Origin of the sequence: Dehalobacter sp. TeCB1, assembly GCF_001707455.1 — a bacterium.
Classification (GTDB): Bacteria; Bacillota; Desulfitobacteriia; order Desulfitobacteriales; family Syntrophobotulaceae; genus Dehalobacter; species Dehalobacter restrictus.
Genome location: NZ_MCHF01000030.1, coordinates 20,667 through 47,597 on the forward strand (window position 1 = coordinate 20,667; position 26,931 = coordinate 47,597).

At 43.8% G+C, this 26,931-nt stretch carries 22 protein-coding genes, 1 riboswitch and 2 other annotated features; of the genes, 18 read left to right on the forward strand and 4 right to left on the reverse strand.

Going from position 1 to position 26,931, the window contains the following annotated elements:
• Positions 1 to 112 precede the first annotated feature (112 nt).
• Positions 113 to 202: riboswitch (cyclic di-GMP riboswitch) on the forward strand.
• Positions 203 to 1,152: 950 nt separating this feature from the next.
• The 3 genes from A7D23_RS08625 (at position 1,153) to A7D23_RS08635 (ending at position 4,578) form a co-directional block, all read left to right on the forward strand.
• A complete protein-coding gene (locus A7D23_RS08625) occupies positions 1,153 to 1,398 on the forward strand; it encodes a helix-turn-helix domain-containing protein (RefSeq protein WP_025205056.1) in 246 nt (81 codons plus the stop codon).
• Entirely contained in the window at positions 1,376 to 2,461 is a 1,086-nt protein-coding gene (locus A7D23_RS08630; RefSeq protein WP_025205058.1) for a site-specific integrase, read from the forward strand. The genes A7D23_RS08625 and A7D23_RS08630 overlap by 23 nt, the downstream gene beginning before the upstream one ends.
• A gap of 599 nt (positions 2,462 to 3,060) precedes the next feature.
• Positions 3,061 to 4,578, forward strand: a complete 1,518-nt coding sequence (locus A7D23_RS08635; RefSeq protein WP_025205060.1) for a protein O-GlcNAcase — start codon at positions 3,061 to 3,063, stop codon at positions 4,576 to 4,578.
• 435 nt (positions 4,579 to 5,013) lie between these two features.
• Here A7D23_RS08635 and A7D23_RS08640 read toward each other — a convergent pair whose 3' ends face one another.
• The gene (locus A7D23_RS08640) at positions 5,014 to 6,930 is read right to left on the reverse strand and encodes a DUF2334 domain-containing protein (RefSeq protein WP_019226627.1); all 1,917 of its coding nucleotides are present in this window, start codon (positions 6,928 to 6,930) and stop codon (positions 5,014 to 5,016) included.
• Positions 6,931 to 7,236: 306 nt separating this feature from the next.
• Between A7D23_RS08640 and A7D23_RS08650 the strand changes: the two genes are divergently transcribed.
• Both A7D23_RS08650 and speE read left to right on the forward strand, forming a co-directional pair.
• Positions 7,237 to 8,688 carry an aminotransferase class I/II-fold pyridoxal phosphate-dependent enzyme gene (locus A7D23_RS08650; protein ID WP_019226625.1) on the forward strand — a complete coding sequence of 484 codons (1,452 nt, stop codon included), beginning with the start codon at positions 7,237 to 7,239 and terminating at the stop codon, positions 8,686 to 8,688.
• 3 nt (positions 8,689 to 8,691) lie between these two features.
• Complete coding sequence (gene speE / locus A7D23_RS08655) at positions 8,692 to 9,546, forward strand: polyamine aminopropyltransferase (protein WP_019226624.1); 855 nt, start codon at positions 8,692 to 8,694, stop codon at positions 9,544 to 9,546.
• Between the two features lie 551 nt (positions 9,547 to 10,097).
• Here the strand turns inward: speE and A7D23_RS08660 are convergent.
• Positions 10,098 to 10,598, reverse strand: a complete 501-nt coding sequence (locus tag A7D23_RS08660; protein WP_019226623.1) for a demethoxyubiquinone hydroxylase family protein — start codon at positions 10,596 to 10,598, stop codon at positions 10,098 to 10,100.
• A gap of 585 nt (positions 10,599 to 11,183) precedes the next feature.
• Here A7D23_RS08660 and A7D23_RS08665 point away from each other — a divergent pair.
• Positions 11,184 to 12,125: a sensor domain-containing diguanylate cyclase gene (locus tag A7D23_RS08665; RefSeq protein WP_242837004.1), complete on the forward strand. Its 942-nt coding sequence runs from the start codon at positions 11,184 to 11,186 to the stop codon at positions 12,123 to 12,125.
• Positions 12,112 to 12,744, forward strand: a complete 633-nt coding sequence (locus A7D23_RS08670; RefSeq protein ID WP_019226621.1) for a cyclase family protein — start codon at positions 12,112 to 12,114, stop codon at positions 12,742 to 12,744. The genes A7D23_RS08665 and A7D23_RS08670 overlap by 14 nt, the downstream gene beginning before the upstream one ends.
• Before the next feature lie 36 nt (positions 12,745 to 12,780).
• Here the strand turns inward: A7D23_RS08670 and A7D23_RS08675 are convergent, their stop codons facing one another.
• Positions 12,781 to 13,110: a metalloregulator ArsR/SmtB family transcription factor gene (locus A7D23_RS08675; protein ID WP_019226620.1), complete on the reverse strand. Its 330-nt coding sequence runs from the start codon at positions 13,108 to 13,110 to the stop codon at positions 12,781 to 12,783.
• Positions 13,111 to 13,225: 115 nt separating this feature from the next.
• Positions 13,226 to 14,311, reverse strand: a complete 1,086-nt coding sequence (locus A7D23_RS08680) for a hypothetical protein (RefSeq protein WP_019226619.1) — start codon at positions 14,309 to 14,311, stop codon at positions 13,226 to 13,228.
• A gap of 167 nt (positions 14,312 to 14,478) precedes the next feature.
• Here A7D23_RS08680 and A7D23_RS08685 point away from each other — a divergent pair, with 167 nt between their 5' ends.
• From A7D23_RS08685 to pheT, 11 genes are all read left to right on the forward strand, one after another.
• Entirely contained in the window at positions 14,479 to 15,123 is a 645-nt protein-coding gene (locus A7D23_RS08685; RefSeq protein ID WP_019226618.1) for a hypothetical protein, read from the forward strand.
• Between the two features lie 121 nt (positions 15,124 to 15,244).
• Complete coding sequence (locus A7D23_RS08690; protein WP_019226617.1) at positions 15,245 to 16,078, forward strand: putative sporulation protein YtxC; 834 nt, start codon at positions 15,245 to 15,247, stop codon at positions 16,076 to 16,078.
• Between the two features lie 51 nt (positions 16,079 to 16,129).
• Positions 16,130 to 16,372, forward strand: a binding site (T-box leader).
• A gap of 81 nt (positions 16,373 to 16,453) precedes the next feature.
• Complete coding sequence (gene thrS / locus A7D23_RS08695) at positions 16,454 to 18,379, forward strand: threonine--tRNA ligase (protein ID WP_019226616.1); 1,926 nt, start codon at positions 16,454 to 16,456, stop codon at positions 18,377 to 18,379.
• Positions 18,380 to 18,475: 96 nt separating this feature from the next.
• Positions 18,476 to 19,378 (forward strand): HD domain-containing protein, encoded by a 903-nt coding sequence (locus A7D23_RS08700; RefSeq protein ID WP_019226615.1) that lies wholly within the window; start codon positions 18,476 to 18,478, stop codon positions 19,376 to 19,378.
• A 4-nt stretch (positions 19,379 to 19,382) separates the two neighbouring features.
• Positions 19,383 to 20,441 carry a BMP family ABC transporter substrate-binding protein gene (locus tag A7D23_RS08705; protein ID WP_019226614.1) on the forward strand — a complete coding sequence of 353 codons (1,059 nt, stop codon included), beginning with the start codon at positions 19,383 to 19,385 and terminating at the stop codon, positions 20,439 to 20,441.
• Between the two features lie 36 nt (positions 20,442 to 20,477).
• Positions 20,478 to 20,607, forward strand: a sequence feature (ribosomal protein L20 leader region).
• Between the two features lie 43 nt (positions 20,608 to 20,650).
• Complete coding sequence (gene infC / locus A7D23_RS08710; protein ID WP_083221889.1) at positions 20,651 to 21,172, forward strand: translation initiation factor IF-3; 522 nt, start codon at positions 20,651 to 20,653, stop codon at positions 21,170 to 21,172.
• A 22-nt stretch (positions 21,173 to 21,194) separates the two neighbouring features.
• The gene (gene rpmI / locus A7D23_RS08715; RefSeq protein WP_019226612.1) at positions 21,195 to 21,395 is read left to right on the forward strand and encodes a 50S ribosomal protein L35; all 201 of its coding nucleotides are present in this window, start codon (positions 21,195 to 21,197) and stop codon (positions 21,393 to 21,395) included.
• 28 nt (positions 21,396 to 21,423) lie between these two features.
• Positions 21,424 to 21,810, forward strand: a complete 387-nt coding sequence (gene rplT, locus A7D23_RS08720) for a 50S ribosomal protein L20 (protein ID WP_015044027.1) — start codon at positions 21,424 to 21,426, stop codon at positions 21,808 to 21,810.
• Between the two features lie 88 nt (positions 21,811 to 21,898).
• Positions 21,899 to 22,723: an RNA methyltransferase gene (locus A7D23_RS08725; protein ID WP_019226611.1), complete on the forward strand. Its 825-nt coding sequence runs from the start codon at positions 21,899 to 21,901 to the stop codon at positions 22,721 to 22,723.
• A gap of 461 nt (positions 22,724 to 23,184) precedes the next feature.
• Positions 23,185 to 24,207, forward strand: coding sequence for a phenylalanine--tRNA ligase subunit alpha (gene pheS / locus A7D23_RS08730; RefSeq protein WP_019226609.1), 1,023 nt, complete (start codon positions 23,185 to 23,187; stop codon positions 24,205 to 24,207).
• Between the two features lie 271 nt (positions 24,208 to 24,478).
• Positions 24,479 to 26,890: a phenylalanine--tRNA ligase subunit beta gene (gene pheT / locus A7D23_RS08735; protein WP_019226608.1), complete on the forward strand. Its 2,412-nt coding sequence runs from the start codon at positions 24,479 to 24,481 to the stop codon at positions 26,888 to 26,890.
• Positions 26,891 to 26,931: the final 41 nt, after the last annotated feature.

The window sequence follows — 26,931 nt, forward strand, 5'->3', positions numbered from 1 at the left end:
CATCTTCAGTCAGTTGCCGGACATAATGTTCGGACAGTATCCGGAATTTCTTGAAGATTATCTTTCGTGGAGCCTCGAGGTTCAAGAAGCCTGTAAAAGAGCAAAAAATTAGTTGCGTTAAAGGCAAACTCATCAAAAGATGGGGACGCAAAGCCGCAGGGGCTAAGGTACTTACTCGTACTATGGTAGCCTGGCTGCCGTAGAGACTTTGTCTAACCTGCCTTTAACGGCAGTTTTTTTTATGCATTGTAAGGAATCAATTTACTATTATTACAATATTAGAAAATATCGACATATTTCGATCAATTTATCAATGCTCACGAAGCTATTATCTTTACTTTTTTTTGTAAGTAAGTTGATGACAGATAAAAAATGGATTTATGTTAAAGGAGCTAAAACAGTATATGTACAGGATTAAATTTAACTTTTATCTTTATAGGATAAATTACGGAATCTAACTGCTGTACAATAAAATACAATATAACCTGGAAAACCGCAGTTTGCAAAAATTAGGCTGCGGTTTTCTTATTGACAAAAACAACGCTTTTTCGACTTTAAATAAATTAAAACAATCTCTTTATGATCTGATGATATTGAAGAATAAAGGGATAGCGAACAAACTGGTTTTTGCTGTTTTCTTTGAATATTTCCCAGTATGCCGTTCTCCGCCTCTGTTTTGGTTGTTCTACCCCCTTGAGGTCTTTGAAAATTGAATATGTGTTTTATCCGGTACGTTCCCCATATGTCCTGTAAAAGGAAAGCCAGATTGCAGGTACGCAAAGATCACCTGTCCGGTAATTCTTGAGGATTGCAATAAGAGGATCAATAATGCTTAATCGGGTTGATGAAGGTAAGGTTGAAGCGATCAATACCCATGCAATAAATAAATGTTGGTAGCATTTATGGCCATGACACATATGGCGGGATAATGATACTTGCGTGCAGTCGAGGTTAAGTCCCAGAGTGCGCCCCGGTCGTTGACGGGGAGGTGAATTTCCTATGAGACGGTTAACCGCCGTCTGCCGGATAAGATCGTGATTGAAAAACCAAAACAGAGGTGCAGTTATAGGGGCACGCTTATTTTTTACGTATTAATCTATCACAAAGGTGTGCCCCTGTAATTGCAAATATATAAATAGGAAGGAATTATAAATGGACGAGAAATTTTATACGGTACCTGAAGTTGCTGAACTTCTAAAGGTAAGCAAAAATTACATATATGAATTGATTAATCGAAAGCAAATTAATTATTTACGTTTGTCGGAAAGAAGAATAAGGATTCCTGCCAGTGCTTTGGAGAATTGCAAACTACAAGATTTGGACACTCTTGGTTATAATCAGATTGTCCAATCCCCAAAGGCGGGGAGGCCAAGAAATGTCTGTAAGAGAGCGCGGTGAGAGTTGTTGGCAGATCCAAATTTATTTAGGGAGAAAGGAGGACGGCGCAGAAGATTATCATTATGAAACATATCATGGAAATGAGACTCAAGCGAACAGATATCATGATAAATTGAAAAAGCAAATAAAAAAACAATTAAAGTCTGCTTCAGGAAAATTGCTGTCTGTTGAAGATCTAATTGACAAGTGGGCCAATATATTAGGAAAAGAAATTGAGGATACAACCAAAGATACTTACAAGCGGCAAGCGAATGCAGTAAAGCCGCTTGTTGAAGGGCAGATGCTCTATGAATTGAATGTAGAAATAATCGAAGAAAGATTAAAGACTCTTGACGGGAAAATTGACGCCGGCATCCTAAAGGTCAGAACAGTGAGGAATTACTATTCGATATTAAAAAGAATTCTTGCTTGGGGAGCTTCGAGGGATTTGGTTCAGCCGGATTTAATGAAAGATATAAAACCCCCGAAGGTCTCCAGGATCAAAAGAGATGTTTATTCTCAAAGCAACTTAAATATTTTCATCGATACTGCTAAAGAATATAAACACTATTTGCCCCTTAGAATCCTAGGAGTAGGCGGCTTACGCGTCGGGGAAGTAATCGGCGGCAAGTGGAAGAATTTAGACCTGACTCATGAGAACGGGAAAATGAAAATCGTAGAAGCCATGAATTCCAGAACGAGAAAAGATAATAAAGAGACAAAGACCTTGAATAGTGAACGAACGATTATCTTCGATGTGGAAACAACAAAAGAATTGGTAATTCATAAAGAATCTATGCAAAAGCTGAATAAAGCGAACGACAACGATTTCATTTTCCTAAGTGAAGACGGCAACCCGTTACGGTATCAAGTTTTATTCAGAGCGAAAGAACGTGTCCTTAAAAAAGCCGGACTGCATCATATCCGGATTCATGACCTGAGACATGGGGTGGGGTCGATCTTGTTAGACAAAGGTTATTCACTAACAACCGTGGCAGAATTTTTAGGACAAACCCCGGCGACGACAGCCGCGGTTTATGGCCATTCCTTACGACTAGGTAACTGTGAAGACGTATTGCGGTGAATTACCAAAATCCAGTCAAAAAACCCAGTCAATTCATGCAAATTGAATAATACCAGCGGTTTAAGGGTTGCGTTCAAAGCTTCGAGTCCTCTCAAACCCACCAAAATTAAAAACAAGAAAACCTTGTAATCCTTGATATTAGCGGATTTACAAGGTTTTTTACTATTATTACGAGTATTTTTAGTAGTTCATTATAGGCGCTAAGCTTGGATGACCGCTTGGGAATAACTAAGATTCGAATCCGGATTCGAATCTGGCAAGTTCCCGCCGGGAGAGGTTGGTTTAGGGTCAGAATTCCTTGTAGATTCACTTCCCATCAAAACAAAAGACTATATGATTTGGTTAAGTACGGTCAAGTAATTAAATTATAATACAAAGAATACACTCAAAATACAAAACATTATATTCCCAACTTTGAAAAATAGCCTCCTTTATAGTTAATTTATAAAACAATTAACTATAAAGAGAGGTTATTTTTTATTTGGGATAATCGTATAAAATAGGTGCATCGTTATAAGGTTCTTAAATTGGGATAAAATATAGTATAAACAATACGTGGAAGGTTTACTTGTAAGGGAATATTAAAGGAGTGACTGGCCATGAAGAAGAAAATTGTCTTGCTTTCTTTAACAGTACTTCTATTTGGGTTAGGCATTACAGCCATCGCCTATTATAATACGCCTATTAAAGATTATCAACAGCCACGGGCAGGAGAGGAAAATGAACAAACTCCACCTGAAGACAGTTTTGCTATCCGCGGAGTTATTGAGGGGTTCTACGGAACCCCCTGGACCATGGCGCAAAGAATCAACATGCTTACCTTTATTGGCCAACACCATTTAAACACGTATGTCTATGCTCCCAAGGATGACCCTTATCAGCGGACCAATTGGTCAGACCTCTACCCAATTGGACAACTACAGCAGATGAAGAGTTTGGTGCAAAGTGCAAAAGCGAATGGAGTTAATTTTGTTTATTCTATTTCTCCTGGTATCCCGTCACCGCTGCCTGGTGAAACATTGACCTCAGCAATGGTTGCCAACTCCATTACCTTTACATCTAAAGCCGATGTACAACTGCTTGAAAGCAAAATTGATCAGTTGCGTTCGATTGGAGTTCACACTTTTATGCTTTCATTTGATGATGTTCAACACTACTTGAAAAGTTCTGACCAACAAGTGTATGGTTCTGATTATCCTAAGGCTCATATCGATTTAGCAAATAAATTGCTTGAGGATGAGACTGTAAAAGATTCAAGTTTCAGGCTTTGGCTTGCTCCCACAGACTACTACGGTCTTAAGGACAGCGCCTATTGGACTACAATACGGTCACAGCTAGATCCCTCTATACAGGTGATCTGGACGGGGTCTTGGGTTTTAAACAAATCCATTACAAGTAGTGAAGCTGACCAAGTACGGCGGCTTTTGGGTAGGAAACCTCTTATCTGGGACAATTATCCGGTCAACGACTATACCTATGCAGTAAAGAAAGCGCCACAACTATTTATGGGACCATTGATCAATCGTTCGGAGGATTTGTCGGCATACACGAGTGGCATGTTAGCAAATCCCATGCTTCAACCTGAAGCGTCAAAAGTCGCACTTTATACTGTTTCCCAATATCTGTACAATCCCAGCACGTACCAGCCGCTTCAAGCCTGGGACGAAGCGCTCCAGAGCATGTCTGGCATAGGCGATGCATTGGCCTTCCGTAAATTTTGTCAATATTCAAGCCAAAGCACACTTGATACGGGTGACAATACCGGGTTTTCCAAATTAGCCGGCGCTTTTTGGCAAGAATACCAATCAGGCCAGCATGGACCTAGTGAATTAGAACTTCGTAAAGAATTACAATTACTGAGTGCTTTGCCCGATAATCTTAAGAAGACGATAACCAACCAACAGCTCTTGGCAGAAATTGGCCCATGGGCAGTAAAACTGGGTGAAGAAGGGCAAGCGGGACTACAGGCTTTAGTATATTTAGATTTATCGAACAATGATCCGCAAAAGCTTACGGCTAAGCAGCAACTTCAAGCAAGCTTGCAACAGTTACGAAACAACAACTTACAAATTGGATCGGAAGTACTATCATTTATTAATAAGGCCGAATCTAATTAGGAATTGCTAAAAATGGATAAGATCCAGTAATAAATCGAAAGTGTGGAACACTACAAGGATCAGCACGGATACTACCCCGAGTGCCATACATCAAACCCAGGCTAATGGTATAAAGTGCTCTGCTTGGTAATTATTGTATGGTATATTATTAACTTAGAAATATATTTATTTATTAAGTATTTAAGTTTCTCTATAATGATGGCCAAGGCCTAAAGGCTAAAATTAACTCCAATATTCATTATTTTTTATCGGAAAATGTAAGGCACTAATATTTTCTTAAGTCATAACCCCCTTTTGGGAATTACATTTTTTCTTTCAGGCACTATATTATTGAAAGAAATCACCTCTTTTCTGTAATTGGTTTTGGATAAATTCCTAAATCAAAAGAAAAGAGGTGATTTTTACTTTAGGTAGATTAATATTATCTGAATCAGTTTATCTGCCTGAAACTGAAATAGCGGTATTAAGGTTGGAATACCCGGTATTATGATCGATCATAACCAGATCAGCCCGATTGTCACCATTCATGTCTGCAGCAAGTGCAGCATCTTCATTCCTGGATCCCCATGGGCCAAAGGGTCTGTCGGCGATGAATTTACTGCCGTCGGAGATATAACTTTGCCAAAAACCGTCAGAGCCGTGTACCAGTAAATCGTCCTTACCGTCACCGTTAATGTCTGCTGCGAATATCTGAGAATCCGGTTTGAAGCAAAATGGACTGTTCCAGGTTCCAGCGGCAAGAGAGAATTTGTTTGCTTTTCGCCCGACCAGCATTTTCGACTGCTTGGTATCATGATCCATTACGAAAAGTTCACTGTTCCCATCACCATTAAAATCTCCTGCTGCAAGTTTTAGGTTCTTGGCTTTAAGCAGGCCAAAGCCTTGCCAGGTGATATCTGTAAAAAAACCGCCTTGATTGATTGCCGAACCAATTCTGCCATGTTCTTTGTCATACAGGAACAGGTCTGTGAGCCCGTCATGATTAAGGTCAGCAGCCAGGGGACGGATGGTCTGTGATTGATTTAAAGCCGGCCACTTTAAATGATAAGGAACAAATTTATTCCCGTCGTTTGCAGCTAAAATTAGATTCCCGGAGGCAGCATTGAACAACAGGAGATCTTCTTTGTCCTTATTTTTAAAATACCCGATTAAAGGAACCGTTCCTTTTTCCAGCGTTAAGTCCTTGAGCCATACACCTGAGTCTTGAAATGAGCGCGTGGCTCTGGGGGCATACCAGGAAGCTGTATATCGGAACATATGCCATTGATTTGCGCGCTTGTTCCATAGCAGCAGAGCTTTCCCCGAGGCATGCGGTACGAACTGACCGGCAAAAACTTCATCTCTCGGGTCAAACTGAATATTTTCCGCCCTTTGGGCAGGGACAAAGCCTACGAGTGAATAGATCGAGACAAAAGTGTATCCTCTGTTTTTTAGCTCCTTTACAAGCTGGTGCAAAAGGGAATTTTCATCATAAATATACTGAACTTCTCCGTTTTCTTGCTGGACTTTTTTTATAAACTGAAACTCATAGGTAGGATGGACGTATAAGGATGCCAGTGTCCCGCTTTTTGCCGGATCATCCAAGACAGCCAGCATAGCGGTAAGCCGTTCCGGGGAATTTAAATGCCCTAAAGGAGCAGGTACAACATCGAGGCCGCAATAATATTCTTGATGCTGATTTACAACGTTATTGCTTTTCCAGGCCTCAGGATAGTAATAATTGTTTTCATAGATCAAACCGATCTGTTCTTCAAAAGCGATCAGCTGCTGGGGCGAAGCGCTGTAATGCGGGGTCTCCCAGTAGGCCGGATAAATCCCTGCTTGATCAAACAGCGCGATCGCTTTTTCAGCCCGCTCTTTGGCATAGGCGTATGTATTGGGTACGTCGGGATTTTTTGCCGAGCTGTAAAATTCATACCCTGACACGCTATTGCTGTTCCCACTCTGGTGGGTATAGCCGTGGACCCCGATGATACCGCCTCTTTCTTCCAGGCTTTTAATGGTAGAGACGAATCTTTGGGCATATTCCGTATGATCGGTAATGGCAACATCATAGTTCCTGCCGGGAACAACCATCCTGGGAATTAAGGAGACTTCAAACGGTATCCCCTCTTGCTTAAGATAATCTGCCAGTACAATCAGTTTATCGAGGTTTTCCTGGCTTGCATATTCTTGCCCGGGACCTACATCCTCTAATCTTAATAAGGCCGACTTTTTTCCTGAAAATTGATCTTCTGACGTATTGTTGACATCGGCAGGTACGTTCGTATGTATAAGAATTGTTAAAAAAAGAACAAGTATCAGCGCCATTGCAAAGATTTTTTCTCTAGACATCAATTTTTGTTTAAACATAAATAATTACCCTCATAATATTTGAATTTTATAGAAAGATAGGATAATCATAATCGATCTGAACATATTGTCAATATGTATTATCAGGTATCCTGGAAATGTATCCTGAAAAATATAGGGTGGAACGTAGTGAGTTTACGCTGTAATGGATAGACAGCGCCAAGCGAAGTGCGATGTGAAGCGTGACCTTTTTGTTCCAAGGATGCAGCGATTTTATTGACATTGTCAAGATTGTCTACTATAGTAACGTTGATAGTTTTATAAAGTTTATAAAGACACAGACCATAGCAGAGGGTGGAGATTTTCATGCATTCGGCTTCCCAGGACAGAGCGCCTATTTATGAGGCCCTTCAAAAATATAAAGCAATGCGGATTGTACCGTTTGATGTGCCCGGGCACAAACAAGGGAGAGGCAACCCGGAGCTCAGGGAGTTTCTCGGGGAAAGGTGCCTTTCTGTTGATGTCAATGCCATGAAACCTTTAGATAATCTTGGACATCCTGTTTCGGTCATCAAAGAGGCAGAGGAACTTGCTGCGGATGCCTTTGATGCCTACCATGCTTTCTTTATGGTCAATGGAACGACCTCAGCAGTCCAGGCGATGATCATGAGCGTATGCAAACAGGGCGATAAGATCATTATGCCGCGTAATGTTCATAAAAGTGCCATTAATGCACTGATTATCAGTGGGGCCATCCCGGTATATGTGAATCCGGGAGTCAATAATGCGCTCGGCATACCTTTAGGAATGTCGATCAGCGAAGTGAAAAAAGCAATGGAGCAGCATCCCGATGCAAAGGCTATTTTTATTAATAATCCTACCTACTACGGGATATGTTCAGACTTAAAGACCATTACCGAACTTGCTCATCAAAAGGGTATGTTTGTACTGGCCGATGAAGCCCATGGCACCCATTTTTACTTCGGTGAAAACCAACCGCTGAATGCCATGGCCGCAGGGGCAGATATGGCGGCGGTCAGTATGCATAAAACTGGAGGAAGCTTAAGCCAAAGCTCTTTTTTGTTAATTGGCAGCCGTTTAAATATTGGACATGTCCGGCAGATTATCAATCTGACCCAGACGACCAGCGCTTCTTACCTGCTTTTGTCTTCTTTGGATATTTCCAGACGCAATCTTGCACTTGACGGGAAAAATATCTTTGCCAAAGTAACTTCCCTGGCCAACTATGGACGCGACGAAATTAACAAAATTGGCGGATATTATGCATTCTCGAAGGAACTGATCAATGGAGATTCAATTTTTGATTTTGATACGACCAAGCTTGTCGTACATACCCGGGATATAGGGCTTGCGGGAGTGGAGGTCTACGATATACTTCGGGACAATTACGATATCCAGATCGAATTCGGCGATATTGGAAATATTCTGGCCATTATCTCTGTTGGCGACAGGGCGCTGGCCTTGGAACGTCTGGTCTCGTCTCTGTCGGAGATCAAAAGGCTTTATATGCGTGATAAGACAGGTATGTTTGATCATGAGTACATTACGCCTGATGTCGGCATGGCTCCGCAGCGCGCGTTTTATTCAGAACAGCATTCCCTGCCTATAAGAAAGAGCGCGGGACAAATCAGCGGGGAGTTTGTGATGGCCTATCCCCCCGGAATTCCAATACTCGCGCCTGGAGAGCGGATCACCGAGGAAATCATTGATTACATTGTCTATGCCAAGAGTAAAGGAAGTTTTCTTACCGGGACGGAAGATATGTTTATTGAAAATATTAGGGTTGTGGGGGAATGAAATATGGAATTATGGTATACGGAACAGCATACCCAAAACGTCCGTTTTACCATCAAAGTCGATGAACAGCTCTATAACGGACAGAGTGAATACCAACGAATTGACGTCTTTAAGTCCAAGGAGTTCGGCACGTTCTTAACGCTGGACGGGCTGATGATGGTTACAGAAAAAGACGAATTTATTTATCATGATATGATTGTGCATGTCCCTATGGCAACGAATCCAGGGATTAAGAACGTCATGGTTATTGGTGCCGGAGATGGCGGCACTGTCAGAGAGCTTACCCGTTATAACGGGATTGAAAACATCGATATGGTGGAAATTGACAAGATGGTGGTCGACGTGTGCCGGGAATATCTGCCTCAGACAGCCAGCAAGCTAGATGATCCCAGGGTGCATCTTTATTTTGAGGACGGACTGAGATTTGTCCGTTCCAAGGAGAACACCTATGACCTTGTGATTGTTGATTCTACCGATCCATTCGGGCCGGGGGAAGGACTCTTTACCAGAGAGTTTTATGGCAACTGCTTTAAAGCGTTAAAAGAAGACGGCATTCTGGTCAATCAGCATGAAAGCCCTTACTATGATGAGTATGCGCAGGCCATGCAAAGGGCCCATAAACGCATTCAGGAATATTTCCCGATTTGTAAGGTATACCAGGCCCATATTCCAACCTATCCTTCAGGCCACTGGTTATTTGGTTTTGCTTCTAAAAAATATGATCCTGTCACGGATATTAAGGAAGAATCCTGGAACAGACTCGGGATCAAAACCAAGTATTATAATACCGATATTCATAAAGGAAGTTTTGCGCTTCCGACGTATGTGAAGGACCTCTTGACAGATACCGTGGAGTAAAAGCAGAGCGATATCAGCACGTGCACACTTTTCAGTAATGACATATTGCATAAATAATCGCCCTGGAGCTCAAGAGACTTCAGGGCGATTTAATTCTGACACTGTGTTTGGGTAATTCTGTGGACTAAAGACTACTAAAATATATTTGAGCCTGTCTGCGTGCCACAATATCCGCGTGCCATGGATGGCACAATCCGAAGAAAAGGCCGCGCTTCGCCATCCAGGCTCCGCTCGTCGCGGAACTGTGGCACGCAGACTGATCATAGAGTTATTCAAGCAGGTCTGTATGCCAGAATGCAGCTCGTTATTTGTGTAGTAACTTTAAGAACTTTTACTAGACAGCGATTCCAAAACAGGGTTAACTTCAAAAAAACTTTCATAAACTCCAGATTAGGTCTTCGTAATGGATGGACAGCGTCAAGCGGAGCATGGATTGCATAGCGCAGCTCTTTGTGCCAGGGAGGGCACAAGAGCCGAAAGCGGCCATCCATTACGGAGACTAGCCCGAGCAAAGCTATCATTGTTCTTAACGGGATATAGAAATCGGTCTGCTAGGCATTTAAATGCTTCTGTAAAGTTTCGATATGGTGATACTCATCACTTAAATTCTTTTGGATTACGGCGAGTGTTTCGGGCTCCCATTTCGCTGAATTGATGATTTTCTGATAGTCGGCCACGGCTTTTTGTTCTGTCCAGATCCCGGCATTCAGCATGGATTTTTCTCCCCGCAGGCGGCTGAAAAGACCAATGAACATTCCAACAAGCCAGAATAACCACCGTAAAGGGCTTGGGCTCCAGCCATATTCATAAAGTTTGATCTGATAATCCTGGACATGGGTCATCTCATTGGCCATGGCCTGAATGATCAGTCTGTTCAGATCGTTTGAAGCGCCAGCAATCTGAAATTTATAAATATTGACGGCCATGATCTCAAAAGTATGCAGTTTTCTCAGACCCTTGCGGATCATTGTGAGCTGGGCAGGGTCAATATTATCTGCGCGGAAGAAAATTTCCTGGGGTTCAACTGCTCCTCGGATCATGTAATTAGCCATTGATTAATCTTCCCCCTTTATTTATCAATGATAGATCAATTATATCGGCTGGAAAAGTAAGGTACAAGAACCATCCTTTGAAAATTTTCTGGTTTTAATTAACGGGCATTTGCGTTATGATGTAATGGAAATAGTATAAAGGTCCTAGGAAAAAGGACCAAAGTCCCGGATAAATAGCCCATTAGTCCTATTAGCCCGAATGGTTTGCAGAATCGAGCCAGATCAGTTATTAAATATTTTGCATTTTTGACACAATCACGACAAATTTTACCTAAAATATTCCAGAAATGATCAAAAAAAAATAAAGGATATTAAATTATTTTCAAGAATTAATATCAAAAATATTTCCACAAAAAATAAAAAATGGGATAAAAAGGAATTATGGACAAGATCAATCGGTATAAGGATAATTGGAGACGAAAACTTTTTTTGTATAATGCCTGTATAATCGGAGCTTTTGTTATTGTCTATTTGTTTATTGGGGATAATGATAAGCTGTTTTTTTGGCTGCTAATCATTATTATTTTGTTTATATTCTCCTTTGCTTTAAATGTGGGGATGCATAAGGAGATTCATAAAAAACGAATGATAGAAAATGCCTTGAAGCAAAGTGAAGCGTTGTACCGTGGGGTAATAAATAATGCAGCCGCAGGAATTGCCTTGCTGAACCAGGATGGGCATTATCACTATGTAAATGCGACCCTGTGCCAGATGACTGGTTTTTCACAGGAAGAGTTAAAAAGGTTAACCCTTTTTGATTCGATTGTGCCAGAGGAGCGGCAAGAGAGTGTTATGCATTGCAGGGAAGTATGGGAGGGCAAAGACGCGTGGAAGAAATGTGAGAAACAATTCCGATGCAAAGACGGACAGTCCTTATGGGCCGAAATCAATTTATCCACAGTTTGTGACAGCGGGGACAATGTCATTCATCTAATCATGATTGTTCTGGATATAACTGTCAGGAAAAAGTTGGAGAAGGAATTGCTGTACCAGGCAACCACAGACTTTCTGACGGGTATTGACAACAGACTTGCTTTTATGCAAAAAGCGCAGGAGGAATTTTCGCGCTCGGAGAGATATAAGCGGAATTTTACGATGCTTTTAATTGACATTGATAAATTTAAAAGCGTGAATGATCAGTATGGCCATCTGGTTGGTGATCGCGTGCTGAAAGAGGTCGTCAAGGCATTTAAGCTTGTTTTGCGTGAGATGGATGTCCTGGCCCGGATCGGGGGAGAGGAATTCGCGGTGATTCCAGTAGAATCCGACCTTATGATGGCCCAAACGGTGGCAGAGAGAATTCAACAGAAAGTCCTGGATGTCGTCGTAGAAATGGAAAATACCGAAAAGATCCAGGTTTCTGTCAGCATCGGAATTGCTGAAAAGAAAGAACTGGACCTCGGTGTTGATGACATATTTAAAAGAGCGGATGATGCACTTTATGAGGCTAAAAACACAGGCCGGAACAGAATTGTCGTAGGAAACGAATTAGTTGAAGATATTGGAGTTTGTAATGGTAATCCATGATATAACGATCCCGCTTTTTCCGGGAATGGTTTCTTATCCCGGGGATCCGCCGTTTCAATCAGAACCTGTGTATTCCCTAGACAAGGATGGATATTGTCTTTCGATGCTTTCGATGGGCTCCCATTGTGGAACCCATCTTGATGCGCCGTCTCATTGCCTGACAGGAGGAGGATCTGTTGATAGGATTCCTCTGGAGTTGCTTATCGGAGCGGCCAGGGTAATCGAAGTGGCGGCTGCGGGGAGTATCCTGCCTGACCATCTGATCCCCAAAGGAATCCGGGAAGGGGACAGGGTTTTATTGAAAACCCGGAACTCAGGCTTTTTAAAGGACCCTATGTTTCAACCGGAGTATACTTATCTTTCTTCCGAAGCCGCTGAATACCTTGCAGCAAAAAAGGTACAATTGGTTGGGATCGATTACTTGTCCATTGATGATTCTACGAGCAGCGCTTATTCAAGTCATACCATTCTGCTTTCCGGAAACAGTGCTGTATTAGAAGGACTAGACTTATCGGAAGTTAATGAGGGAGATTACTTTCTTGTTGCACTGCCTTTAAAAATAAAAGACTGCGACGGCAGTCCCGTAAGAGCAGTTTTGATCGAAGGCATCAATCTATAATTTATAACTTAGAACCTATACCCTATAACCAATCAATCAGGGAGAAAGATGTTCGAGTCCCTGGGTCAATATCCGATAAACATGGTCGTCACTCAAAGCATAAACACTTGTCTTGCCAGCCCGGCGCACCTTGACTAATTTGTATTGCCGGAGAATCCTTAGTTGGTGGGAGACGGCAGATTGGCTCATACCTAAAATTTCCGCCAGTTCATTCACATACAGCTCATTATCCAGTAGTGCAAAAAGGATACGTATTCTGGAGAAATCCGCAAATACCTTATAAAAGTCTGCCAGTTCCAGGGATAGTTCTATACCTGGAATATGTTTTTGGGGCTGTTCCGGGGCAGGAGCGTGAAATACCGACATTTTAACGGCCTCCCAAAGAAAAATATAATCAGGACTGTACATATGCACATATATGCATATGTACGTATTTATAATACTAAGTATTGTTGGGGGCTGTCAATACGAACCCCAAAAGTCATTTAAATTTTCCAGGTTTGAATAAACTGCTGAAGCTATCCCTGAACTGCGTAAACAACAGCCCTCCGAGGAAGATCAACCCGGCAAATCCGATCAAAGGATATATGGCAGAGACTGCCGCGGAAAAACCGTACTGGGCAGCGATAATTGCACCGATGGAAGCAAGGGTAGCACCAAGAATCCTTTGCTTGTTATCATAAGCAATCCTGGCTGTAAAGCCGTAGAGAATACTTACGGCAGTTGTATAAATTTCCAAAAGCAAAATTAGCCCGTAAGCATAGCCTACCAGTGGATTCAGTCTGGTAGCGAGAAATACCATGGGAACCTGAAAAGGAAGAATTTCCGGAGACCCGCAGATGATTGCCAGATTAATTGCCAGAATCCCGGCGCCCAACCCAAGACCACCCAGCAGGCCGCCCCAAACAAGACTCTTTTCACTCCGGCCTTCCACACCTAAAGGGGACAGGATAGCTACAGAAAGTACAATATTATAAGAAACATAGAGAATGGCGGCAGTAGACCAATGGGATGCTGTCGGAGATTCTAACGATCCGAGCAGTGCAATTTTGGATGGCGTGATTGGATCGAGGACAATCGAGATTATAGCAACACTGAAGACGGCAAGGAGCAAAAAAGGTACAACCAAACCAATTGCGCGTATGACGTTTCTGACCCCGGAAATGACGGTGAGAAACGAAAGCAGAATAACGGTAATACTGCCTAGAAGTGGGGAAAAGCCAAGCTGCTCTTCAACGACAGCGCCGGATCCTGCAGCCATGACGATCAGGACACCCAAGAAGCTCAAGGTAATAAACCAATCCATCAAAATGCAAAGAGGTTTCCCAAATGTGAATCTGACCAGTTCCAGGTGCGAATCGGCATTTTGTTCTCTGGATATCCGCATGATGAGAATCCCAAAATAACAAAATAAGACAGTACACACGGCGATACCGGCAAAACTTTTTATTCCAAATACAGTAAAGAATTGGAGAACCTCCTGTCCGGTCGCAAACCCTGCTCCGACAATTGTTCCGATGAAGGCGGCAGCAATTGAAACTGTGGAAAACTGTTTTGTATTTTTCATACTTCACCTGCTTTCCCTCTGAACATAGGGTTCCAGGAACAATATCCTTAAAGATTATTATGTTAAATATCTCTGGAAATGAACTTCAACGCATGCAGAATAGGTAATAATGGTGTAGAATAATATAGGCACAAGGGAATTAGTTTGAATGCTTATGGGGGGTAAAAATGTCACCGGAAAAGAAAAAAATATATGCTGTCATCATCATTGCTGTTTTTTGCCTGATTATTGTCACGGGGGTAGGAAATTTCCGAGCCAAACAGCTCGCAGTAGATTTGGCAGGCCAACGGGTCAGCAACACGCTTACTCTGGCCGTGGCTGATTTTGATAACGAAAAACTGCAGGAGCTTATTCAAACGCAGAATCAGCAGAATGCTTATTACGGAGAACTTCGGGCGAAGCTGATGCAGTTAAAGACAGAGCACCAGCTCGAAAATATTTACATGTTGTACAAGGATGAGCAGAATAAGGTATGGTTTTTCGTCGTTGATGCGAGGGCGGAGGATGACCCGGCACATTTGGCTTTGGGACAATTGGAGAACAACGCCTCGTCGGCAGTAGAGAACACGCTGAAGGGCAAAGTTGTCCAGGGAGAGTATCACACGACTTCACTGGGGACATTCGTATCGAGTTACCAGGAAGTGAAGGATGCCGGCGGAAAGACGTATGCTGTTCTGGCAGGGGATATCGATGTTAAGAATGTGACAGAATTCCTGTACTTAACCAGATATGTACAATTCGGGATCATGGCGGTTAGTTTGCTGCTGATTGGCCTTATTGTTTATTTAAGCGGCAGAAAAAATATTAATTAGACAAGAAACAATGTAATCCTAACCAATATAAGAATATATAAGAATAGATAAGAATAAGAAAATTCCTTACCGGAAATATTAGGAAGGATGATGCATATATTTCCAGGGGGGGATTTTTCTTTTGAATGATTATTATTTAGAAGTTGGGACTTCTGATTATAAAGAAGAGCTTTCTCAAGCAGTATACGATTTGTACCATAAAGACGGGCTGCCGATTGAAATATCTGAAGTCTGCCATGAGCCAAACTATCTGGTCAGCTTCATTTATGCCAATTTGAAGGGGAAAAATGTCCGGAATGAGCTTACCGTCAAAATCGTTCAGTACTATATTGCCCATGCACTGGGTAGCGTTGTTCTTCAGGGATGGGAAGAACGTTATATCAGAAAAAAATTAAAAGATGACTTCAACATGTTCGGGAGCGAAATCGACGAGGCTTATCCAAAGGTTGCCGGATATCTGAATGACCAGGCAGAGACTGGTTTTCTTCGGCTTAGAAACAGAATCCTGGTAAAGTCCATTCTGGAATTTTTGAATGACCATCAAAAAATTGATCTGGAAGGATTTATGAATTTCAGATCGGGCCAATATAAGAGAGAATTAAAGAAACAGATTGCACGTGCTGTAAATGTTTATGCCCTTCAGCAGGAGCATGAAAGCTTTGTACGACTCCTGAAAAGATTTTTTGAATCCCAGCGGGATAACAAAAATACGATGCATATGGTCATTAATCACAAAGATGAAGTGGCATTTTACGATGACAACCATTCTGTTCTGATAAATTCCAGTGCTGAAAGCGAAGATCACCCCATCAGTGTTTTGCTGAAACGCTCTCCGAATCGCCTGATTGTTCATGTTGCAGCAGAAAAACAGTCCGGAATTGCCCGGATCGTTCAGGAAGTTTTTGGTGATAAGATGACCTATTGCCGGGGATGCAGCCTGTGTAAAGACAACTGATTGACAACATACTTTAAGTGGTATAATCTAAGACTATATAAAAGGAATAATGAAGGCACGATGAAGAGGACAGTATCCTAATCGTTCGCATTTAGAGAGAAATGCCCTGGGCTGTGAGCATTTTTGCGATATTTGGGAAAAGACCGCCTCCGAGTTCCTCGCCGAACATGATATGCGTAGGCTGGACGTTTATCCGCGTTAAGGATGCCAAGGAAAATTAGCTGCCGGTATAGCAGGCGGTCGTATTTTTGAATTTGGGTGGAACCACGGGTTTCTATCGCTCTCGTCCCATAAGAAGGACGGGAGCTTTTTAGTATTAATACCAAAGAAGTTTGAATGGATAAATCATGAATAAAAACAAGGAGTGATAGGATCATGTTAAATGTAACCTTAAAGGATGGTTCGGTTCGTCAAGTGGAGCAGGGTTCAACTGTTCTGGAATTGGCTGCTTCTATTTCTCAGGGTCTGGCCAGGGTCGCGGTTGCAGGCAAGGTGGACGGGGAGGTCAAAGACCTCTCGTTTCCGATAGAAGATGACGCAAACGTAGAAGTACTTACGCTTGACAGTGAAGAGGGACTGGAAGTAATGCGCCATTCAGCTTCTCACCTTTTAGCTCAGGCTGTGAAGAATCTTTTCCCGGGAACCATTCTGGGTATCGGTCCCGCGATTGCGAATGGTTTTTACTATGACTTTGACTCTGAATACACTTTTACCCCCGAGGATTTAGGCAAGATTGAAGAGGAGATGCGCAAACTGGCGAAGAATGATTATAAGTTTGAACGCCGTGAGGTTGCGCGCGAAGAAGCGATTGACTATTTCCAAAATAAAGGGGAAAAATATAAAGTCCAATTGATCAACGATCTCCCCGAAGATGCTAGAATATCCATGTACACGCAGGGGAATTTTACAGACCTCTGTGCCGGACCGCATGTTCCTGGAACAAAGGTATTGAAGGCCTTCAAATTGCAGAGCCTGGCTGGTGCATACTGGCGCGGCAGTGAGAAAAACAAAATGCTTCAGAGAATCTACGGTTTAGCTTTTGCCAAGACCTCTGATCTTGATGATTATTTATTTAAGCTTGAAGAAGCCAAAAGGCGTGACCACCGGAAGCTTGGGATGGAGCTTGACCTTTTCAGTCTGCACGATGAAGGTCCCGGCTTCCCGTTCTTTCATCCGAAGGGTATGGTTTTAAGGAATACGCTGGAAGATTTCTGGCGCAGAGAGCACCAGAAAAGAGGCTATGTCGAGATCAGAACGCCTATCATTTTGAATACAGCTCTCTGGCAGCAGTCCGGGCACTGGGATCATTATAAGGAAAACATGTATTTTACGAAAATAGACAATGAGGACTATGCCGTTAAACCGATGAACTGTCCGGGTGGTATGATTATGTACAAGACAAAACTGCGCAGCTACCGGGATCTGCCGATCCGCTGCGGAGAACTAGGTCTGGTGCACAGGCATGAACTATCGGGTGCCCTTCATGGTTTGTTGAGAGTAAGAAACTTTACACAGGATGATGCCCATATTTTTATGCTGCCTTCCCAGATCAAAGATGAGATCATCGGCGTTATTAATTTAGTTGATTACTTTTATAAAATATTTGGTTTTGCGTACCATGTTGAGCTTTCCACCCGTCCGGAGGATTCCATGGGTTCGGATCAGGATTGGGAAATGGCGACAAATGCGCTGAAGGAAGCGCTGGAAGCTAAAGGGATGGATTACAAAATTAATCCTGGTGATGGAGCCTTCTACGGACCGAAAATTGATTTTCACCTGAAGGATTGTCTCGACAGAACCTGGCAGTGCGGAACCATCCAGCTGGATTTCCAGATGCCTGAGCGATTTGACCTGACCTACATTGGGGAAGACGGGGATAAACACCGTCCTGTCATGATTCACAGGGTCGTTTACGGCAGCATTGAGCGTTTCATTGCACTTCTGACCGAGCAGTACGCCGGTGCTTTCCCGGTTTGGCTTTCGCCTGAGCAGGTGCGCATTCTGCCGATCAGTGACAAGCACAGCGCCTATGCTGAGAAAGTTAAGGGACTGCTTATGGACCGGGATATCCGCGCCGCGCTTGATGAACGCCGGGAGAAAATCAACTATAAGATTAGGGAAGTACAGACCGATAAAATACCTTTTGCTTTGGTCGTCGGAGATAAGGAAGCCGAAGAGGGTACGGTATCCGTCCGCCGTTATGGAGAGCAGAAGACCAGCGTCATGGAATTGGAAGACCTTATTTCCTTGATTCTGGACGAAATAAGCACCAAAAAAATTCCTGCAGGCAATCAGGCCTAAATCGGATTGACCAGCGGAAAACAATACAAATTCCGGAGAGTGGTGGGTAACTTGACTGAGAAAAAGAATTGGAATGAGTTGAAGTCAGGAGAATCTTTGGTCGCATTTTTCCTGATTCGCAGGGTTGAAACGAAGACTACGGCTGGCGGAAACCGGTATCTTGATATCGTCTTAGGTGACGCCGGCGGGGAAATAACCGCAAGGATGTGGGACTGCAAGCAGGAAGATGAAACACTATATCAAAGCAATATGCTTGTAAAGATCAAAGGCAGTATTGCGGAATGGCAGGGCAAGAGACAAGTTAAGATCGATAAAATCCGTGCAGTTGTTGAGGACGATCAAGTTGACATTAATGCGTTTATACCTGTTGCACCGTATAGTCCGGAAGCAATGTACGCTGAGCTTCTGCAATACCTCTCCGGGATGGAGAATGTCAAACTAAGAGAAACAGTCCAGCTTCTCCTGACAGAAGCCGGAGAGAAACTGCTGATTCATCCGGCTGCTGTGCAGAATCATCATGCCTTAAGGTCGGGACTGCTGTATCATACGCTGACAATGCTTAAAGCTGGAGAAAAACTAGCGGATGTCTATACTTTCCTGGATAAAGATCTTCTTTATGCCGGGATCATGCTGCACGATGTTGCCAAGCTTGATGAAATTGATGCCAATGCCCTTGGGATCGCTACGGAATATACAGTTGAGGGGCAGCTGCTAGGCCATATTGTTCAAGGAATCAAGAAAATTGAAAAGGCTGCAGGCAAGGCGGGTCTCGATGAGGAGACCAGTCTCCTTCTTCAGCATATGCTGCTTTCGCACCATTATGAGCCGGAATATGGCAGTCCCAAGAGACCGATGTTTCCAGAGGCAGAAATCCTTCATTATCTGGATATCATTGATGCCAGGATGTTTGATATGCAAAAAGCCCTGAATGAAACCGAGCCTGGGAATTTTTCCGATAAACTTTGGACACTGAACAACAGAAGGCTATACAAGAGGTGAAAAAATGTTAAAAAGAAATGCAGTGAAAATATGGGGAAAAATGCTTTGTTTGCTTGTTATAGCCTTACTGTTACTGACTGGCTGCGGGATTCTGGGCGGAGGCGGTCAGGACGCACCTTCGGATGACTCGGGAAACTACGCGATCAAGGTCGGCCTGATAACCGGCCAGGACGGAATAGAGGATATTTATTCTGAAAAGGCCTGGGAAGGACTGCAAAAGGCACAACAGGAACTAAACGCCGGGATCGGCTATGCTAAGGTCAAAAATGATAAAGACTATCCGTCAGGACTTGCCGAGCTTAAATCCCAGAACTGTCAGGTCATATTCACCATAGGTCCTGCTGCCGTTCCGGCAGCTCTGGAAGCGGCAGAAAAAAACCCTAAAATTACCTATGTCTGTCTGGACAGCACCATCGAGGGAACCATTCCTGACAATGTTCTGGCCGTGTCGTATAGAGTAGAGGAAGCGGCTTTTCTGGCAGGGTATCTGGCGGCAAAAAGGACGGAAACAAATGTCGTTGGTTTTATCTCAGGGGACAATAAAGAAGCAGCACAGCCTTACTTTTATGGTTTCAAGAGCGGAGTACGGTTCGTCAATCCCAACTGTGAGCTTTTAAAAGGAAATGCCGCCACTTTCACCAATAAGACCAGGGTCGAAGAGATGGCGGAAGCGATGGTCAATTCTGATGCCGATGTTATTTTTCATAACGCAGGTCTGGCAGGAAAAGCAATGATTGAAGTCATGGAGGAAAAAGGCAAGTATGCCATAGGTGCTGACATTGATCAAAATAGTCTGGCACCTGAGACTGTCCTTACTTCAGTCATCAAAGAAAACGGCGAGGTCGCTTACAGCATCATCAAACAAATTGAAGAGAAAACCTTGGCGTCCGGTAAAAATGTATCGTATGGCTTAGCGGAGAATGCCGTCGGTTTGGCAGAGACAACTGAATCTATGGTTTCGGAAGAAACCTATACCAAAATAAATGAATATAAACAAAAAATGATTGACGGAAAGATCACGGTTCCAGCCAATGAAAATGAAACATTTAAAATCACATATTAGATGATTGACATTGAACGCTATACTATGTATAATACTTATGCCAAGTAGAAGCCATCCGCTTCTCACCTCATGACATAATGCCGATGAGGTCCTAGTGAGTTTTCCAGTATGGTTATGCTCATTTTGTATGATGAAGACGGGTGGAATACCGTCTTTATTTTTTTATACTCTTTGGCTCGTTGTAAGCAAAAAATTGGAGGTGATTCGCTATTAACAAAGATTTACGGATTAATGAAGAAATCCGGGCTCGGGAAGTTCGATTAGTAGGCGAAGAAGGAGAACAACTCGGGATCATTCCTATTAAAGAAGCCTTGAGCGTCGCTGCTGAAAAAGCGCTTGATCTAGTGGAGATTGCTCCTGCTGCCAAACCACCGGTTTGTAAGGTGATGGATTATGGGAAATATAAATATGAACAGGCGAAGCGTGATAAAGAAGCCCGTAAGAAGCAGAAGGTTGTTGAAATTAAAGAAGTCAAGCTCCGCCCGAATATTGAAGACCATGATTTTATGACCAAAGCTCGCAATGCCCAGCGCTTTTTAGGCGATGGCGATAAAGTTAAAGTTACCATCATGTTTCGAGGACGGGAGATAACACACCCAGACCATGGTAAAGTATTGTGTTTACGAATGGCTGAATTTCTTAGTGAAGAAGCTCTTGTCGAGCGTGAACCCAAAGTCGAAGGCCGTAATATGGTTATGATTTTAGCTCCTACCGCACACAAACACGATTAATATGAAAAGGGGGTTGTCATAAATGCCTAAAATGAAAACACACCGCGGAGCTGCCAAACGTTTTAAGAAAACTGCTACCGGTAAAATTGTTTGTTATCATGCCTATAAAAGCCATATCTTGGAGAAGAAATCACCAAAGCGTAAACGGAATCTTCGCAAAGCTACAACGATGCATAGTACTGATGCGAAGCGTATTGCTCGTTTGATCGCTTATGTAAAATAAGAATATCACTTAAAGGAGGTCTTTAAAAATGGCCCGTGTAAAAAGAGGCGTCAGAGCACATGAACGCCATAAAAAAATATTAAAATTAGCCAGAGGATATAGAGGACGTAAGAGCAAACTTTTCAGAATGGCCAAACAGCAAGTCGTTAAATCGATGGCGTATGCTTATGTTCACCGCAAACAGAGAAGACGCGATTTTCGTAAGCTGTGGATCACCAGGATTAATGCAGCTGCCCGAATGAATAACATTACGTATAACCGGCTGATGTACGGTCTGAAGCTGGCCAATGTCAATATCAACCGCAAAATGCTGGCCGATTTGGCAGTTAATGATGCTGCAGCTTTTACGAAGCTTGTAGAAGTTGCCCAAAGCAAACTCGACAACACCAATGCAAAAGCTCAGGCGAATGCTTAAGTCAAGAATACCTATGAATCTTTGGAGTTCGGTCTTTTCAGGACCGGACTCTTGCTCTATCTATTCCAGGTAATCCGGGAGGATCATCATGATCGTTTCTTTGCAAAATGAACAGGTCAAGCATGTAGTATCCCTGCATGATAAAAAAGGCCGTAAAGAATATAGGGAATTCCTTGTAGAAGGCAAACGTTTTGTACAGGAAGCTATTCTTAGGCAAGCGCAGCTTAAGAAGATTTATTATACGGCTCAGGACGCGGCGATGGAAAAATCGGATTTGCAGCAATCCTTAAGTATTGGCGGACTGGTAACGGAGATACGAGCGCTGGGAATAGAAGCTGAAGAGGTGTCTGAAGCGGTAATGCGCAAAATGAGCGCTACGGAAGAGCCACAGGGCATTCTCGGGATTATCCGCAAAACCGAATTTGACTGGCAGGATATCTTGATTGAGAAGGATACCATTCTTCTCGTCGTTGACGGAATCCAGGACCCGGGTAATTTGGGTACGATTTTAAGAACCGCCTTGGCTGCAGATGTCAAGCAAATCATTCTGACAAAAAAAACGGTGGATCTTTATAATCCCAAAGTTCTGCGCAGCAGTATGGGCTCCGTTTTTTCCGAGGTGATTCTGGCGGATAAAACGCCTGAAGAAATAGCAATTTTTTGCAGACAAAAAGAATGTTCCATGGTCGTATCCACCATGGGTGGAACTTCCATATTTAAGACGAACATTCGTGAAGACTATCCTTTGGCATTAATTGTGGGAAATGAAGCAACAGGGCCGTCAGCTTTTTTTATGGAAAAGGCCGCTAAGCACTATTCCATTCCAATGTTTAACAATGTTGAATCGTTGAATGCGTCAATGGCTGCCGGAATATTCCTTTATGAAATGCGAAGACAGGGACAATTCTTGTAAACCATGATTGAAAATGATATAATTCTGATCAGGCAAAGAAAACAATTACTTTGCTTTCCGGACCTAAGCCGAGGAAAGGTGGGCTCAAAATGTCAGCGCCTGATTATTTTTGGAAAGCCTTCGAGGCAACCGGTTCTCCCCAATTATATCTTTGGTACAAGAACAACGACAAATTGACAAGTGACAATGAACGGAACAAAAGGCAGGCAGGCCTCTAAAGGGAGGACCGACTCAGACTGAAAGTCGGCCAGGCAGGCAGCTACCTCAACATGGGAGTCTTGAGGTTGAAGTTCATTCCGGGAGTTATATCGGTTGGCAGCCGTTACCAGCTTATTAAGTGTGAACTGTGATTTGACGCATGGTCAAAAAAGGGTGGTACCACGGGAATACGAACTCTCGTCCCTAGTCGGACGAGGGTTTATTGTTTTTTTATATAATTAATTGCTGAAAGGGTGACCGCGATGCGAGAAGAAATTCAAAAAATTAAAGAAGATACACTGGAGCAACTGACCAAGCTGACTTCGTCGGAAGAGCTTCAGGAGCTAAAAGTTCGCGTGATGGGCAAAAAGGGATCACTCACATCCTTGCTGAAGCAGATGGGTCAGCTCAGCGCGGAAGAGCGTCCCAAAATGGGGCAGATCGTTAACGAACTGCGCACGCAGCTCGAAGATGCCTGGGACAAAAAATGGAGGGAATTTGAAAAGAATGCTTTGGAAAGCAGACTAAGGGAAGAACGAATCGATATCAGTCTGCCGGGGTATTCTTTGCCTCAAGGACACCAGCATCCTTTAAGCAAAGTGATTGAGGAAATTGAAGATATTTTTATGGGCATGGGTTTTACCATTGCTGAGGGACCAGAAATAGAAACGGATTACTATAACTTTGAAGCGCTGAACCTCCCGAAAGACCATCCGGCCAGGGATATGCAGGATACGTTTTTTATCACCGAGGATATTCTGCTTCGGACGCAGACCTCGCCGGTCCAGATCAGAACCATGGAGAAACAAAGACCCCAGCTTCCGGTCAAGATTATTGCGCCTGGTAAAGTCTTTCGCAACGATGATGATGCAACCCACTCACCGATGTTCCATCAGGTAGAGGGGCTGCTGGTCGATAAGGGAGTCAGAATGTCCGATCTCAAAGGACTGCTTCTGTATTTCTCCAGACAAATGTTTGGCGAATCTCGCGAAATCCGCTTGAGGCCGAGTTTCTTCCCATTTACTGAGCCCAGTGCTGAAGTTGATGTATCCTGCATGCTTTGTGGTGGTGCAGGCTGCAGGCTGTGCAAAGGGACCGGCTGGATTGAAATCTTGGGGGCCGGAATGGTTCATCCGCATGTGCTGGAGATGGGAGGATATAATCCTAAGGAAGTAACAGGCTTTGCTTTCGGTATGGGCGTAGAACGGATTGCAATGCTGAAATACGGCATTGAAGATATGCGACTGCTTTTTGATAATGATATCCGCTTCCTGGAGCAGTTCTAGGACATTGATCTTTAAATAATTTGACAAATATAATCATTGGGGTCTGGTCTGCGCGCCACATTCCGCTCTCGGCAGATAGCGCCCTCCATGGCGCTAACAGCCGCGCTCCGCATCCATGCTCCGCTTACGCTGGAACTGTGGCACGCAGACCCAGCTATGAAGGTTTAAATGTCTAGTTATTTAGAGAACGATATTCTAGAAATCGTTTGAGTGATTACAGATAGATTGTTTTTATTGATCATAAAATGTTGAAGTACTGGAGGATGCTCTGATGAGAGTAAGCATGGAATGGCTGAAACAATACCTCGAACTCCCTCTCAGTCCTGAGGAATTGGCAGAAGTCCTGACCGGGGGCGGGATTGAAGTTGAAGGGGTAGAATGCTTGAATAAAGGCTTCACAGAAGTCTATATCGGTGAAATTCTGGATATCCAGCCCCATCCCGATGCCCAAAAACTGCAGGTATGCCGTTTGAATACCGGCAGGGAAGAACTGACCATTGTAACGGGTGCATCAAATGTCCTTATCGGGGATAAAGTACCGGTAGCCGTTCCGGGAGCGGTGCTTCCAGGGGGTAAAGAAATTCAACCGGTCGATATGAGAGGCGTAAAATCGTATGGGATGCTTTGTTCCGACAAGGAACTTGAGATCGAAGCGGTCGGTCAGGAACGCAGTAAAGGCGGGATCCTGATCCTGTCTCCTGACGCGCCTGTCGGTCAGAGCCTGGAAACATATCTTGGTTTGCAGGACAGCGTCCTGGAACTGGAACTTTACCCTAACCGGCCGGATTGTCTGGCGATGGTCAATGTTGCGAGAGAAGCCGGGACTTTGCTCGGGAAAAAGCCTGTTCTGCCGGAATGGGGCCGGGAGGAAATGCCTTCCTGGCCGGAAGATGTCAGGCAGAAGGTTGAAATTGAAGATCCGGAACTTTCCTGGCGTTATTCGGCCCTGCTGGTGGATGATGTCGTCATTCAACCCTCGCCGGTTTGGATGCAGAACCGACTCCGGGCTGCCGGAGTCCGTCCGATCAATAATATTGTCGATATTACCAACTACTGCATGCTGGAAATGGGACAGCCGCTTCATGCGTTCGACCGGGATAAACTTCAGGGTACGGTCAGAGTCCGCAAAGCCAAACAAGGTGAAACCATGGTCAGCCTGGACGGCATCGAAAGAAAATTGGAACCCGATATGCTGGTTATTGCCGACGATAACGGGCCGCAGGCCATTGCCGGTGTCATGGGCGGCCTGGAAAGCGAAGTGACCGGCAAGACCTGCAGGATCCTGTTTGAATCAGCACATTTCCTCGGTTCGAGTGTCCGGCGTACCAGCAGAAAGCTGGGACTCCGTTCGGAGTCTTCCAGCCGTTTTGAAAAAGGCGTCAATCCTTACTGGACAGTCCCAACCCTGGGCAGAGTGGCAGAATTGCTGCTGGAACTCGAGGCGGGTGTACCGATGTCCTTTACGGAAAAAGTCTGTGCGCTTCCGCCCAAGGTTCGGATCGAAATAGCGGTTCCCACGGTCAATCAGGTCCTGGGTGTGGAATATACGTATCAGGAAATTGAAAAGGTGTTTGAAGCTCTTGATTTTGAATATCTGAAATTGTCTGATTGCCGGTACAGTGTTGAAATTCCTTCTTACAGGCAGGACCTTAAAATTGAAGTTGACTTGATTGAAGAGATTGCCCGCATCATAGGCTATGATAAGATTCCTACCACTCTGCCGCAGGGCAGCCAAACGCAAGGGTGCAGGACACCTGAACAGGTTTTCCGGCGCAAACTGCGTAAAATCCTGATCAAAGCCGGGATGAACGAGGTTATTTCCTACTCTTTCAGCAATAAAGAATTGGATGATCAATGGGGGTCAGAAGGCCGGAATATCCCGCTCTTAAATCCATTAAGGGAAGAATTAGGAACGATGAGGACGTCACTTCTGCCCGGACTATTGGAGATTGCGTCCAGAAATACCGCCAGACGCAACACGGATCTGCTGCTGTTTGAAATCGGCAATGTCTATTTGCCAAAAGAGCTGCCGTTAAAGGAGCAGCCCGATGAGGTTTCCCGGATTGCTGGCTTGGCGCAGGGGGAAAGCAAACGCCACTGGCTGAATTCGCAGGTGAAATTTGATTTCTTTTATGTCAAAGGGATCCTGACACAAATTGCGGAAGAATGCGGAATGGAATTTGAATATCGGAGAATTGAGGAAGGCAAGTACTGCAGCCTGCTTCATCCCGGAAGGTCCGCAAGCATTTACAGCAAAGGGGAGTACCTTGGTATTCTCGGGGAAATCTATCCACAGCTCGACCAGAAATGGGACCTGCAGTGTCCGGTGCTGTTTGAGCTCGATTTTGGAGCGCTTTCCAGGAATGCCAATCTCGCGGTTATTGCCAAATCGTATCCGCGTTATCCGGCAATTCAGCGTGACCTGGCCGTTGTGGTTCCTGAAGAGGTATCCGCAGAAGATATTAAGAAAAAGGTCATGGCACTCGGCGGGGAATTCCTGAAAGAAGTAGAGCTGTTCGACGTGTATCAAGGACAGCCCGTTCCGGCAGGACACAAAAGCCTTGCCTTTACGATGCGTTACCAGTCTGCAGAACGAACCTTGAAAGATGAAGAAGTGAACACTTTTAATTCCGACATCCTTTCGGGAATACAGCAGGAATTTGGGGCAAAATGGCGAAAATAAACAATAATGATGATGTAACAAGGTACTAGACAGGAGAGCGG